12 protein-coding genes and 2 tRNA genes are annotated in these 13,851 nt (G+C 59.3%); 10 read left to right on the plus strand and 4 right to left on the minus strand.

Annotated elements, in window-relative coordinates; genetic code table 11:
- The first annotated feature begins 369 nt into the window (after positions 1-369).
- The 4 genes from carA to AC4BCN_RS12195 all read left to right on the plus strand — a co-directional run bounded on the left by carA (position 370) and on the right by AC4BCN_RS12195 (position 5,865).
- Positions 370-1,548, plus strand: coding sequence for a glutamine-hydrolyzing carbamoyl-phosphate synthase small subunit (gene carA / locus AC4BCN_RS12180; RefSeq protein ID WP_034757422.1), 1,179 nt, complete (start codon positions 370-372; stop codon positions 1,546-1,548).
- Positions 1,541-4,777 (plus strand): carbamoyl-phosphate synthase large subunit, encoded by a 3,237-nt coding sequence (gene carB / locus AC4BCN_RS12185; protein WP_034757425.1) that lies wholly within the window; start codon positions 1,541-1,543, stop codon positions 4,775-4,777. Before carA ends, carB begins: the two co-directional genes overlap by 8 nt.
- A 168-nt stretch (positions 4,778-4,945) precedes the next feature.
- Entirely contained in the window at positions 4,946-5,422 is a 477-nt protein-coding gene (greA, locus tag AC4BCN_RS12190) for a transcription elongation factor GreA (RefSeq protein ID WP_034757428.1), read from the plus strand.
- Positions 5,422-5,865 carry a DUF4149 domain-containing protein gene (locus tag AC4BCN_RS12195; RefSeq protein ID WP_490493399.1) on the plus strand — a complete coding sequence of 148 codons (444 nt, stop codon included), beginning with the start codon at positions 5,422-5,424 and terminating at the stop codon, positions 5,863-5,865. Before greA ends, AC4BCN_RS12195 begins: the two co-directional genes overlap by 1 nt.
- Positions 5,866-6,053: 188 nt before the next feature.
- On the opposite strand, the gene AC4BCN_RS12200 is transcribed toward AC4BCN_RS12195, so the two are convergent.
- Positions 6,054-6,524, minus strand: coding sequence for a YhbY family RNA-binding protein (locus AC4BCN_RS12200; RefSeq protein WP_010397237.1), 471 nt, complete (start codon positions 6,522-6,524; stop codon positions 6,054-6,056).
- A 42-nt stretch (positions 6,525-6,566) separates the two neighbouring features.
- On the opposite strand from AC4BCN_RS12200, the gene AC4BCN_RS12205 reads away from it, so the two are divergent.
- The 6 genes from AC4BCN_RS12205 to AC4BCN_RS12230 all read left to right on the plus strand — a co-directional run bounded on the left by AC4BCN_RS12205 (position 6,567) and on the right by AC4BCN_RS12230 (position 11,996).
- A complete protein-coding gene (locus AC4BCN_RS12205; RefSeq protein WP_128139708.1) occupies positions 6,567-7,250 on the plus strand; it encodes an RlmE family RNA methyltransferase in 684 nt (227 codons plus the stop codon).
- Positions 7,251-7,452: 202 nt separating this feature from the next.
- Positions 7,453-9,333, plus strand: coding sequence for an ATP-dependent zinc metalloprotease FtsH (ftsH, locus tag AC4BCN_RS12210; protein ID WP_034757438.1), 1,881 nt, complete (start codon positions 7,453-7,455; stop codon positions 9,331-9,333).
- A gap of 115 nt (positions 9,334-9,448) precedes the next feature.
- On the plus strand, positions 9,449-10,282 hold the full coding sequence (gene folP, locus AC4BCN_RS12215; protein WP_490493400.1) for a dihydropteroate synthase: 834 nt from the start codon (positions 9,449-9,451) through the stop codon (positions 10,280-10,282).
- Positions 10,283-10,321: 39 nt separating this feature from the next.
- Complete coding sequence (gene glmM, locus AC4BCN_RS12220) at positions 10,322-11,659, plus strand: phosphoglucosamine mutase (RefSeq protein ID WP_072454632.1); 1,338 nt, start codon at positions 10,322-10,324, stop codon at positions 11,657-11,659.
- Between the two features lie 92 nt (positions 11,660-11,751).
- A tRNA-Pro gene (locus AC4BCN_RS12225) sits at positions 11,752-11,828 on the plus strand.
- 93 nt (positions 11,829-11,921) lie between these two features.
- Positions 11,922-11,996: transfer RNA gene (locus tag AC4BCN_RS12230), tRNA-Arg, on the plus strand.
- A gap of 81 nt (positions 11,997-12,077) precedes the next feature.
- Here the strand turns inward: AC4BCN_RS12230 and AC4BCN_RS12235 are convergent.
- The 3 genes from AC4BCN_RS12235 to AC4BCN_RS12245 form a co-directional block, all read right to left on the minus strand.
- Entirely contained in the window at positions 12,078-12,257 is a 180-nt protein-coding gene (locus AC4BCN_RS12235) for a hypothetical protein (RefSeq protein WP_034757449.1), read from the minus strand.
- A 169-nt stretch (positions 12,258-12,426) separates the two neighbouring features.
- Positions 12,427-12,993, minus strand: coding sequence for a PEP-CTERM sorting domain-containing protein (locus tag AC4BCN_RS12240; protein ID WP_490493401.1), 567 nt, complete (start codon positions 12,991-12,993; stop codon positions 12,427-12,429).
- Between the two features lie 306 nt (positions 12,994-13,299).
- Entirely contained in the window at positions 13,300-13,851 is a 552-nt protein-coding gene (locus AC4BCN_RS12245; RefSeq protein ID WP_175560510.1) for a GbsR/MarR family transcriptional regulator, read from the minus strand.

Genomic DNA, 13,851 nt, shown 5'->3' on the forward strand with positions numbered 1-13,851 from the left:
CCACAAATCACATCCGCTCGCTACGGTTTTGCCAAGTGTCGTGACGTCAACTGTGATTTAAGTAGTAACCGCAATTGCGTATTCATAAGAATGAAGCAGCCGCTCCGCGCAAGCCGGGCGGCTTTTTTCATGGGGCACAGGATTTATGCTGCTGCGCAAAAAAATGCCGGGGCTTCTGTATTTTCTTCCTTGTGGAAAAGCTTCCTTTTGGTTATAATTCAAAGGTTTAGCCAATCACACATATACCGTAGCGACTACCCATCCCCTCATTCAAAATGACCGTTGAAACACCCTGAGTGCATCTGGCTCGGGTATCTAGGCGGTCGGTCTGACGTGGCGCAGCTACGGTAACTTTATCAGGAGTTGCCCTTGCCGCCATTTTTTTCTGGCCCTGCCGTTCCAGCCATATTAGCGCTTGCTGATGGAACGATCTTTAAAGGTTTTTCGATCGGTGCCGCCGGTCATACCACGGGCGAGGTTGTTTTCAACACCTCGATGACCGGGTATCAGGAAATCCTTACCGACCCAAGCTATTGCCGCCAGATGGTCACCCTGACCTATCCGCATATCGGCAATACGGGCGTCAATCCGGAAGACGTCGAATCTTCCAAGGTACACGCCGCTGGCCTCATCATCCGCGATCTGCCATTGCTGGCATCCAATTTCCGTTCCACCCTCTCCCTGTCCGATTACCTGAAAGCTGAAAATATCGTCGCCATCGCCGGCATCGATACACGCAAGCTCACGCGCATCCTGCGTGAAAAAGGTGCGCAGGGCGGCGCCATCCTCGTCGGTACGCAAGGCAACGAGCCATCCGCCGCGCAAGCGCTGGAACTGGCCCGCTCCTTCCCCGGCCTGGCCGGCATGGACCTGGCCAAGGTAGTCTCAAGCAAGGATGCCTACGAATACCGCGAAACGGAATGGACGCTGGGTGCAGGCTATGGCCAGCTGGCTGACGCGGACGCGAAATACCACGTGGTCGCCTTCGACTACGGCGTCAAGCGCAACATCCTGCGCATGCTGACGGCACGCGGCTGCAAAGTCACCGTGCTGCCTGCGCAAGCGACAGCCGCCGACGCCCTGGCACTGAATCCGGACGGCATCTTCCTGTCGAACGGTCCCGGCGACCCGGAACCGTGCGACTACGCCATCGCGGCCACCAAGGAATTGATCGAGAAGGGTATTCCGACCTTCGGCATCTGCCTCGGCCACCAGATCATGGCGATCGCTTCCGGCGCGAAAACCTTGAAGATGAAGTTCGGCCACCACGGCGCCAACCACCCGGTGCAGGACCTGGAAACGAAACAGGTCTTGATTACCTCGCAAAACCACGGTTTCGCAGTCGACGCGGCTACCTTGCCCGCGAATTGCCGCGTGACCCATGAATCGCTGTTCGACGGTTCCCTGCAGGGCTTTGCCCGCACGGACAAGCCGGCCTTCTGCTTCCAGGGCCACCCTGAAGCGTCGCCGGGCCCGATGGATGTTGCTTACCTGTTTGACCGCTTCATCAACTTGATGGCTGCGGAGGAGAAAAAGAAAAATGCCTAAACGTTTAGATATTAAAAGTATTCTGATTATTGGCGCTGGCCCGATCGTGATCGGCCAGGCCTGCGAATTCGATTATTCCGGCGCGCAAGCGTGCAAGGCCCTGCGCGAAGAGGGCTATAAAGTCATCCTGGTCAACAGCAATCCTGCGACCATCATGACGGACCCGGAAATGGCCGACGTCACCTACATCGAACCGATCACCTGGTCGGTCGTCGAGCGCATCATCGCCAAGGAGCGTCCTGACGCGATCCTGCCGACGATGGGCGGCCAGACTGCGCTGAACTGCGCGCTGGACCTGTTCAACAATGGCGTGCTGGCGAAATACAACGTCGAGCTGATCGGCGCATCGCCGGAAGCCATCGACAAGGCGGAAGACCGTTCCAAGTTCAAGGACGCGATGACCAAGATCGGCCTCGGTTCGGCCCGTTCCGGCGTGGCGCACTCGATGGAAGAATCGTGGGCCGTGCAGCGCACCTTGGGCTTCCCGACCATCATCCGTCCATCGTTCACCATGGGCGGTTCCGGCGGCGGCATCGCCTACAACGAAGAAGAATTCGAAACCATCTGCAAACGCGGCCTGGAAGCGTCGCCGACGAAAGAGTTGCTGATCGAAGAATCGTTGCTGGGCTGGAAAGAGTACGAGATGGAAGTGGTGCGCGACAAGGCGGACAACTGCATCATCATCTGCTCGATCGAAAACCTCGACCCGATGGGCGTGCACACGGGCGACTCCATCACGGTAGCGCCTGCGCAAACCTTGACGGACAAGGAATACCAGATCATGCGCAATGCCAGTCTGGCGGTGCTGCGCGAGATCGGCGTCGACACCGGTGGTTCGAACGTGCAATTCTCGATCAACCCCGTCGATGGCCGCATGATCGTCATCGAGATGAACCCGCGCGTATCGCGTTCGTCGGCCCTGGCATCGAAAGCGACGGGCTTCCCGATCGCCAAGATCGCCGCCAAGCTGGCCGTCGGTTTCACACTGGACGAGCTGCGCAATGAAATCACGGGCGGTGCCACGCCGGCATCGTTCGAACCGTCGATCGATTATGTCGTCACGAAGATCCCCCGTTTCACGTTCGAGAAATTCCCGACCGCCGACCACCACCTGACGACGCAGATGAAATCCGTCGGCGAAGTGATGGCCATTGGCCGTACCTTCCAGGAATCGTTCCAGAAAGCCTTGCGCGGCCTGGAAGTGGGCGTGGACGGCATGAACGAAAAGACCAAGGACCGCGAAAAGATCGAAGAAGAACTGGGCGAGCCTGGTCCTGAGCGCATCTGGTACGTGGGCGACGCGTTTGCCCAGGGTTTCACCCTGGAAGAAGTGCACCAGCTGACCAAGATCGACCCATGGTTCCTGATCCAGATCAAGGAAATCGTCGACCTGGAACTGTGGCTGGATACGCAGAAACTGGAAAACCTGGACAAGAACACCCTGTACAAGTTGAAGCAGAAGGGCTTCTCGGACCGCCGCCTGGGCTTTTTGCTGCAGACGACCGACACGGCCGTGCGCCAGCAGCGCCATGCGCTGAACATCCGTCCCGTCTACAAGCGCGTCGACACCTGCGCGGCCGAGTTTTCGACCGACACGGCGTACATGTATTCCACGTACGACGAAGAGTGCGAATCGAATCCGACCGACAAGAAAAAGATCATGGTGCTGGGCGGTGGCCCGAACCGTATCGGCCAGGGTATCGAGTTTGACTATTGCTGCGTCCACGCTGCCCTCGCCATGCGCGAAGACGGCTACGAAACCATCATGGTCAATTGCAACCCGGAAACCGTGTCAACCGACTACGATACCTCGGACCGTTTGTATTTCGAATCGCTGACCCTGGAAGACGTGCTGGAAATCGTCGCCATCGAAAAACCGGTCGGCGTGATCGTGCAGTACGGCGGCCAGACGCCTTTGAAACTGGCGCTGGACCTGGAAGCGAATGGCGTGCCGATCATCGGCACCTCGCCCGACATGATCGATGCGGCCGAAGACCGCGAGCGTTTCCAGCAAATGCTGCACAAGCTGGAACTGCGCCAGCCGCCTAACCGCACCGCGCGCACGGAAGCCGACGCTCTGGCGCTGGCGCAGGAAATCGGCTACCCGCTGGTCGTGCGTCCATCGTACGTGCTCGGTGGCCGCGCCATGGAAATCGTCCACGAGCAACGCGACCTCGAGCGCTACATGCGCGAAGCCGTCAAGGTCTCGCACGATTCGCCGGTGCTGCTGGACCGCTTCCTGAACGACGCCATCGAGTGCGACGTCGATTGCATCTCCGACGGCGAAACGACGTTCATCGGCGGCGTAATGGAACACATCGAACAGGCTGGCGTCCATTCGGGCGACTCGGCTTGCTCGCTGCCACCATACTCGCTGGCACCGGAAACGATTGAAGAACTGAAACGCCAGACGGCGCTGATGGCCAAGGGCTTGAACGTGGTTGGCCTGATGAACGTGCAGTTCGCGATCCAGAAGCAAGAGATCGATGGCGAAATGAAAGACGTCGTCTTCGTGCTGGAAGTCAATCCACGCGCGTCGCGCACCGTGCCTTTCGTCTCGAAAGCCACCGGTCTGCAACTGGCCAAGATCGCCGCACGCTGCATGGTCGGCCAGTCGCTGGCTTCGCAAGGCATCACGCAGGAAGTCGTGCCGCCTTACTTCAGCGTCAAGGAAGCTGTGTTCCCGTTCGTCAAGTTCCCTGGCGTGGACACCATCCTGGGCCCTGAAATGAAATCGACGGGCGAAGTCATGGGTGTGGGCCTGACGTTCGGCGAAGCGTTTGTGAAATCGCAATTGGGCGCCGGCGTCAACCTGCCAAAATCGGGCAAGGTCTTCATCAGCGTGAAAGCGTCGGACAAGCCGCGCGCCGTGCAAGTGGCGCGTGACTTGGTCGAGTCCGGTTTCACCGTGGTCGCCACCAAGGGTACCGCCGCCGTGATCGCTGCTGCCGGCATCGCCGTCACGCCAGTGAACAAGGTGATCGAAGGCCGTCCGCACGTGGTCGACATGATCAAGAACCATGAAATCGTGCTGGTGATCAACACCGTGGAAGAAAAACGCAGCGCCATCGTCGATTCGCGGGCTATCCGCACCTCGGCCCTGGCGTCGCGCGTGACGACCTACACCACCATCGCAGGCGCGGAAGCGGCCGTCGAAGGCATCCGTCACCTGGATGAGCTGCGTGTGTACGATTTGCAAGGCCTGCACAAGACCCTGCAGCAAGCGTAGTCCGCGTGCCATTTGCAGTGACCGCCGTTAGGCGGTACACTGCATGCTTATCAACCACAGAGTTCCGTGCAGAGCAGCGCGCGGCCTCTGTGGTTTTCACTTGGTAAGGCCGTTAACCGTGGCAACACACTGCAACGGCGCCGATAACTAGCAGATAGTAGAGATAACATGACCTCAGTCCCATTGACCAAATACGGCGCAGAACTCTTGAAAGAAGAGCTGCATCATTTGAAGACCAAGGAACGCCGCATCGTCATCGATGCGATCGCCGAAGCGCGTTCGCACGGTGATCTGTCGGAAAACGCCGAGTACGATGCCGCCAAGGAACGCCAGGCATTCGTCGAAGGCCGCATCGCCGAACTCGAAGGCAAGCTGGGTGCAGCGCAAATCATCGACCCGACCGCGCTGGACGCGGAAGGCCGCGTGGTGTTTGCCTCGACCGTGAACCTGGAAGACCTGGAATCGGGCCAGAAAGTCACGTACCAGATCGTTGGACTCGATGAAGCCGACCTGAAAATGAACAAGGTGTCCGTGACGTCCCCGATCGCCCGCGCGCTGATCGGCAAGTACGCTGGCGACGTGGTGGAAGTGCAGGCGCCATCCGGCCCGCGCGAATACGAAATCCTGGAAGTGCTGTACATCTGATGCTCGCCCGCGTGCGCATCCTCGTTGCCACCCTGTGGGCTGGCAGCTTGTGGACCATCGGCTTCATCGTGGCGCCGACCTTGTTCGGCACCTTGAGCGATCGCGTGCTGGCAGGCAATATCGCCGGCAGCATGTTCCGTGCCGAAGCCTGGCTGTCGATCGTTTGCGCCTTGATATTGCTGGCCCTGCTGCAATGGGCGCCCGGCGCGCTGGAGCTCAAGCGCCGCCGCCTGCTGGGCGCGCTGGTGCTGTCGATGCTCGTGTGCGCGCTGCTCAGCCATTTCGGCATCTCGCCGCTGATGGCCGAACTCAAGGCGCAAGCCCCATCCGGCCTCATGGACGAGGCCATGCGCAGCCGCTTCGGCATGCTGCATGGCGTGTCGACCGTGATCTTTGCCGTGCAAAGCTTGCTGGCGGGCGTGCTGATCTGGAAGCAGCAGTAATTGCTGCCGTGTGTGTCGGATTACGCGCTGCGCGCTAATCCGACCTACCGGTCGATGCCGTAGGTCAGATTAGCGGCGCTCTGGCGCCGCGTAATCCAACAAGCACAATTGCAATAAAAAAGCGGAGCAGGGAAGATCCCGTGCTCCGCTTCTTGTTTCAACAGCCTTGCGGCTGCTGAACGACAGGCTTACTTGCTGCCCAGTGCGCTTTTCTTGGCGCTTTTCTGACGTGGCTTGGCACGCTTGATGGAACCGCCTTCGGTAACGCGCTCATTGCCCTTGATCATGACTTTCGTCACGCTCGGGCGCTTGGTGCCGCTGGCGCTGGCCTTGACGATGGTCACTTCGCGCATGCCTTTGCCGGCGCTGACCTTCTCCTTAACCACTTCTTTTTTCGGACGGTAGATTACCAGCAGTTTGCCAATATGTTGTACCGGGGCGGCGCCGAGATTGCCGCAAATCGTATCGTACATTCCGACGCGGGCTTCGCGGTCGTCGCCGAACACGCGGACTTTAATCAGACCGTGCGAATCCAGGCCAAGGTCGATCTCTTTGAGGACAGCAGGTGTCAAGCCCGCTTCGCCAATGATGACGATAGGCTTCAGCGCGTGTGCTTCGGCGCGCAGTGCGCTGCGCTCTACGGGTGTAAGTTTTAGCATAATAATATTTAGTAATTCCCTTAAAAGCAGTATTCTACGCGAATGGCAAAGAAGAAATTAAACAAAAACTGGTTGCACGACCACATAAATGATCCTTATGTGAAGTTGGCGCAAAAAGAGGGCTACCGCGCCCGGGCAGCATACAAGCTCAAAGAAATCGATGAAGACGAGAAACTGATCAAACCTGGCCAGGTGATCGTCGACCTTGGTTGCACTCCTGGCAGCTGGGCCCAGTACACGCGGCGCAAGCTGGCCGGCAAGGACGGCGGCGGGGTCAATGGTACCCTGATTGGCCTGGACATGCTGGAAATGGAACCGATCGCCGATTTCCACTTCATCCAGGGCGACTTCCGCGAAGCGCGCGTGCTGCGCCAGCTGGAAGTGGTGCTGGAAGGGCGCAAGGTCGACCTGGTCCTGTCGGACATGGCGCCCAACCTGTCGGGCATCGCCACGGCCGACGCCGCGCGCATGGAGCACTTGATCGACCTGGCCATCGAATTTTCGCAATTGCACCTGAAGCCGTCTGGCGTGCTGCTGGTGAAATGCTTCAAAGACATGGGTTTCAGCCAGATCGTGGAGAAATTCCGCGCTGAATTCAAGGTCGTGGTGCAGAAAAAGCCCAAGGCCAGTCGCGATAAATCGTCGGAAATCTTCCTGATGGGACGTGGAATCAAGAATCCGCTGAAAAATGCCGTTGAAGAAGATGATTCCGCCCTTGATATTTAAGCGGGAATCCGCACATGGGAACGAGAAGTGCAGTAGCGTCTGATGGTATAAAAGCCTAAATTGTTTATACTGCATTTTTTTGCGTGAACGCGGTTTTTTCGCGCGCACGGATCGGCGGGCTTTGGCACGGCCCGCTTATTGCGAGTAAAATCGTGTTTCTAGCTATAGGTAAAGAGATGCGCACTGCATCCAAGGAGTCTTCGTGAATAACATGTTTTCCAAATCTGCCATCTGGGTAGTCGTATTGCTGCTGTTGTTCATGCTGTTCAAGCAATTCGACAGTCATGGCGCCACAGGCGGCAGCAAGGCCATCGCTTATTCCGATTTGCTGGATGAAGTCAAAGCCAAGCGCGTCAAGGATGTCGTGATCGAAGGTTCGTCGATCACCGCCAAGCTGATGGACGACACCAAGGTGCGTACCACCGCCACCAGCCTCGACAAGGGTCTGATCGGCGACCTGCGCGACAATGGCGTGCATTTCGATGTGCGTCCGCCTGAGGAAGCGTCTTTCCTGCAAACTATTTTTGTTTCCTGGTTCCCCATGCTGCTGTTGATCGGCGTGTGGGTATTCTTCATGCGTCAGATGCAAGGCGGCGGCAAGGGCGGGGCATTCTCGTTCGGCAAGTCGAAGGCGCGCATGATGGATGAAGCCAGCAACACCGTCACCTTCGCCGATGTCGCCGGTTGCGACGAAGCGAAAGAAGAAGTCAACGAAGTGGTCGACTTCCTCAAGGACCCGAGCAAATTCCAGAAACTGGGCGGCCGCATTCCCCGCGGCGTGCTGATGGTCGGTCCTCCGGGCACGGGTAAAACCCTGCTGGCGCGCGCCATCGCCGGCGAAGCCAAGGTGCCGTTCTTCTCGATTTCCGGTTCCGACTTCGTGGAAATGTTCGTCGGCGTCGGCGCCAGCCGCGTGCGCGACATGTTTGAAAACGCGAAAAAGCATTCGCCATGCATCATCTTCATCGATGAGATCGACGCTGTTGGCCGTCACCGCGGCGCCGGCATGGGCGGCGGCAATGATGAGCGCGAACAGACCTTGAACCAGTTGCTGGTCGAGATGGACGGTTTTGAAGCGAACTCCGGCGTGATCGTCGTGGCCGCCACCAACCGCGCCGACGTGCTCGACAAAGCGCTGCTGCGTCCGGGCCGTTTCGACCGTCAGGTGTCCGTCGGCTTGCCCGATATCCGCGGCCGTGAACAGATCTTGAACGTGCATATGCGCAAAGTACCTATCGGTACCGACGTGAAGGCCGATATCCTGGCCCGCGGCACCCCTGGTTTCTCGGGCGCGGACCTGGCCAACCTGGTCAACGAGGCAGCCCTGTTCGCGGCTCGCCGCAGCAAGCGCCTGGTGGAAATGATCGACTTCGAAGATGCGAAAGACAAGATCTACATGGGTCCTGAGCGTAAATCGATGATCATCCGCGAGGAAGAGCGCCGCAATACGGCTTACCATGAGTCCGGTCACGCCGTCGTCGCCAAGCTGCTGCCGAAGGCCGATCCCGTGCATAAAGTCACGATCATGCCGCGCGGCTGGGCCCTGGGCCTGACGTGGCAGCTGCCGGAACACGACAATCTGTCCGCTTACAAGGACAAGATGCTGGAAGAAATTTCCATCCTGTTCGGTGGCCGTATCGCCGAAGAGATTTTCGTGGGACAAATGTCCACCGGCGCGTCGAACGACTTCTCGCGTGCCACCAAGCTGGCCCGCTCCATGGTGACCCGCTTCGGCATGTCCGACAGCATGGGCGTGATGGTCTACGAAGACAGCGAAAACGAAGGTTTCTTCGGTGGCGCCACCAAGACGATCTCGGAAGCGACCCAGCAAAAGGTCGACGCTGAAATCCGCAACATTCTCGACAAGCAATATGCTTTGGCGCGTACCTTGCTGGAAAGCAACCGCGACAAGGTCGAAATGATGACCAAAGCTTTGCTGGAATGGGAAACCATTGATGCAGAGCAAATCAATGACATCATGGCCGGCCTGGAGCCGCGTCCACCGAAAGTCATTCCGCCACGCCGCAATGCGGGCGACAGCGGCACGGGCGGCATCTCGCCAAACGTGACGGCGCCAGCCTGATAAGGGCCGCCCCGACCGGCGGCGCGCAAGGGTATGGCAAGAACGAGGGTAAGGAGCAATCCTTGCCCTTTTTCGTTGCCGCAGCAGTTTTTTCCTGAAGACTACAAAGATTCACATGCGACACTATTTGCAATTCGGCCGTTTTGGCTTCAACCTGCAGGGCACGCAGGCGCTGGTGATGGGCATCCTGAACATCACGCCCGACTCGTTTTCCGATGCGGGCCAGTATCAACACCTGGAGTTTGCCATTTCGCGCGCCGAGCAGATGATTGTTGACGGCGTCGGCATCATCGATATCGGCGGCGAATCGAGCCGTCCCGGCGCGCCACCGCTGCCGCTGCAGGACGAGCTTGCGCGCGTCATGCCGGTGCTGTACGCCTTGCGCGACTGCGGCAAGCCCCTGTCCGTCGACACGTACAAGCCCGAAGTGATGCGCGAAGCCATCCTGGCGGGCGCCGACATGATCAACGACATCAACGGTTTCCGTGCGCCGGGCGCCATCGAGGCCGTGCGGGACAGCGACTGCGCGCTGTGCATCATGCACATGCAAAGCGTGCCGCAAACCATGCAGGACCAGCCGCAGTACGAAGACGTGGTGCGCGAAGTCATCGACTTTCTGCGCGAGCGCATCGACACGATGACGGCGGCCGGCATCGCCCGCGAACGCCTGTGCGTCGATCCCGGTTTTGGCTTTGGCAAGACGGTGGAGCAGAATTACGCCTTGCTGCGCGCCACGCGCCAGTTGCGCAGCGAACTGGACCTGCCTGTGCTGGCCGGGCTGTCGCGCAAGTCGATGATCGGTGCCGTCACGGGCCGTCCCGTCGAGCAGCGCCTGGCCGGCAGCGTGGCCGGCGCGCTGGCTGCGGTAGCGCAAGGCGCGGAAATTATCCGTGTGCATGATGTCGCGGAAACCGTCGATGCACTGAAGGTCTGGCGCATGGCGCACTGAGCCTGTAAGATTCATTATAAACAACAAAAAGAGAAAACTATGACGCGTAAATATTTTGGCACCGATGGCATCCGCGGCCTGGTGGGCACGGCTCCAATCACCCCCGATTTCGTCATGCGCCTCGGCTATGCGGCCGGCAAGGTGCTGGCGAAGTCGCAAGGCGGCAAGGCGCGCCCGACTGTGCTGATCGGCAAGGACACGCGCATTTCCGGCTACATGCTGGAAGCGGCGCTGGAAGCGGGCCTGTCGGCCGCCGGCGTGGACGTGATGCTGGCCGGCCCCATGCCGACCCCGGCGATCGCTTACCTGACGCGGGCGCTGCGCTTGGCGGCCGGTGTCGTCATTTCCGCCTCGCACAATCCGTACCACGACAACGGCATCAAATTCTTTTCCGGCCAGGGCACCAAGTTGCCCGACAGCGTGGAACTGGAAATCGAGGCGGCGCTCGACGAACCCATGGCTTGCGTGCCATCGGACAAGCTGGGCCGCGCCAAACGCCTGGACGATGCCCAGGGCCGCTACATCGAATTTTGCAAGAGCACCTTCCCGAACGAACTGGACTTGCGTGGTTTGAAGATCGTCGTCGATTGCGCGCACGGCGCCGCCTACCATATCGCGCCGCATGTGTTCCATGAGCTGGGTGCGGAAGTCATCGCCATCGGCAACAAGCCCGACGGCTTCAATATCAATGCGGGCTTCGGCGCCACGGCGACCAAGGCCATGGCCGAAGCCGTCGTCGAGCACGGCGCGGACCTGGGCATCGCGCTCGATGGCGACGCCGACCGCCTGATTATGTGCGACGCCACGGGCCGTATGTACAACGGCGACGAGTTGTTGTACGTCATGGTCAAGGACCGTCTGGCGACGGGTCCTGTGGCCGGTGCCGTCGGCACCTTGATGACGAATATGGCGCTGGAAGTGCTGTTCAAGCAGCAGGGCATCGGCTTTGCGCGCGCCAAAGTGGGCGACCGCTACGTGCTGGAAGTCATGAAGGAAAAGGGCTGGATACTGGGCGGCGAAGGCTCGGGTCATTTGCTGTGCCTGGATCGCCACACGACGGGCGACGGCATCGTCTCCGCGCTGCAAGTGTTGTCTGCGCTCAAGCGCAGCGGCCAGAGCCTGCAGCAATGCCTGGCCGAACTGGTGCTGTTCCCGCAAACCCTGATCAACCTGCGCGTGGCGCCCGGTTTCGACTGGCAGAAAAATGCCGCCATGGTGGCCGAGAAAGAGCTGGTCGAGGCCGAGCTGGGCGACACGGGCCGCGTGCTGATCCGCGCTTCGGGCACGGAACCGCTGATCCGCGTGATGGTGGAAGCGAAGGACAAGGAAAAGGCCGAGAGCATGGCGCGCCGCATCGCCGATAAAGTTGGCGCTTAAGGGACAGGCACGGGGCAGCGCCGATAGTTATTTCCATCTAATTCGTCTATGGCAATTGACGAAATTGGGTGGGGGCGTTATTATCTTGTCTTCGGAGTGTGGCGCAGCCCGGTAGCGCACCTGGTTTGGGACCAGGGGGTCCAAGGTTCGAATCCTTGTACTCCGACCAAAGTCATAAGCGGGCTGTCAGAAATGACAGCCCGTTTTCTATTTCGCGCTGGCATTTCATTGCTGGCGCGCATGGATTAAAATACTGCACCTTCCGCCCATCGTTCAACGGATAGGACAACGGTCTTCTAAACCGTGAATGGGGGTTCGATTCCCTCTGGGCGGACCAGCTCATGCTGGCCATGCATGCGACAGCCTGTCGCATTGCCATCACTCTTCATCTCTGTTCATCGCTCGCCTGCAAGCCGTGTCACGGCTGCGCAAACAGCACCACGCTCAGCAAATACAACAGCGGCGCCGCGCACAGCAGCGCCGAGCATGCCGAAATGATTTTTCTGTTGGCCAGTCGGGCCAGGCGCAGCCGTTCCCGCACGGGCAGGTGCTGGCGGATCACGCTGCGCGCGCGTGGCTGAAACGGTTGTTCATGCATGAGTACTCCCTCGTCGGTCAGCAGTGGATGCCGTCGAGCATAGCGAGGGGCGTCTAAAGATAGTGTAAAAAGCGGGACTTTCGCCGCAAGCGCGGCGTAAACAGGCCAAACAGGCCGCTGGCGTTGAGGGCGGCAGCGGGCGCCGGTGCGCCGCTGCCGCAGATGAGGCTTACTTTCCCTGGCGACGGCGTGCCATAAAGCCCAGAAGGCCCAAGCCGGCGAGCAGCATGGCATAGGTTCCAGGTTCCGGCACGGCGGAAATGAAGGCCCTGTAGTTGCTCAGGTCCTTGGGCAGGCCCGAGATCGTGAAGGTGGTGCCGGCAGCCACGGGAGCGGCCCAGTGGAACACCAGTTCGCCCTGGCCGAAGTGGATGGCCAGGTAATCATAGGCGGCCGCGCTCGTATACGAATTGACGCCGCCGCTCACGCCCGCTGTCGTTCCGGCTGTGCAGCCCGCAGTGGCGCTTTCGCAAAACGACACGGCGGTGCCCAGGCTGGTACCGAACACGCCATTGATATAACCCTGGATGTCCGAGGGATCCTGTGGCACGAGATTATCGTCATAATATTTCACCTGCAGTGCCGGCGATGGCGAATAAGTGACGGTGCTGCCGGCGATGACGAAACCGCTGGCCGGGCCCACATCCACCCAAGTGGCGGCTTGGGCCGCACTTGCCAGTACGGTCATTGCGGCCAGCATGGATGCCCTGATGGCAATGCTCTTTATGCTTTTCATGAAAATCCCCTTGTGCTTGAGACAGTCGCTTCATAGTGTTGGGAGGCGTCCCTGCATACCGGGGAAGTCATCCCATTGCCCGTTTTTATCTAGTTCTTCTGCGTAGCGAGTACGCAAATGCAAGCTTACTCTTGATATAAATTAATACAATTTAAATAATACTATTGGTTTTGTTGACAACATCGCATACGGCTATGTCCGCTTGTGTTAACGACAGACAACATGACGTCAGGAAATGGCGTGACAAGACGCGCCAGCTTGTGCTAGCGGCGTCTCGGCTTTTTTGGGAGGGGGGAGGCGGGTGCTTCAGTCGTTGTTGTTGCTGACGCCAAACAGGCGATCCTTAGCGTTGAGCAACTTTTGTACCTTGGCGCCCATTTTCATCAGCTGCGCCATCGATTCGGGCGACAGGCGCTGCAAGTCGTCGAACCAGGTATTGGCCAGGTCGACCAGTTCATACATTTCGCGCATGCGTTCCTGCGCATATTGATCCACGGGTTCCGTGGCCGGCGCCAGCAGCGATTCGCGCAGCACCGTCAGGGTAGGCGCCACTTCGCGGCGGCGGCGCTCGGCGGCCACCACGCGGAAGATTTGCCACACATCGCCCAGCGAGGAAAAATATTCGCGCCGGTCGCCAGGGATGCGTGACTGGCGGATCAAGCCCCAGCCCTGCAGTTCCTTGAGGCCGATGCTCACGTTCGAGCGTGAAAAACTCAGGTGCTCCGCGATTTCATCCGCGTGCAAAGGGTGCTCCGCGACAAATAACAAGGCGTACACTTGCCCCACTGTACGGTTGAAGCCCCAGCGGCTGCCCATCTCGCCGAAATGGCTGACGAAGGTCAGGATCAGCGGCGTCAT

Source organism: Janthinobacterium sp. Bl 1, assembly GCF_058215535.1.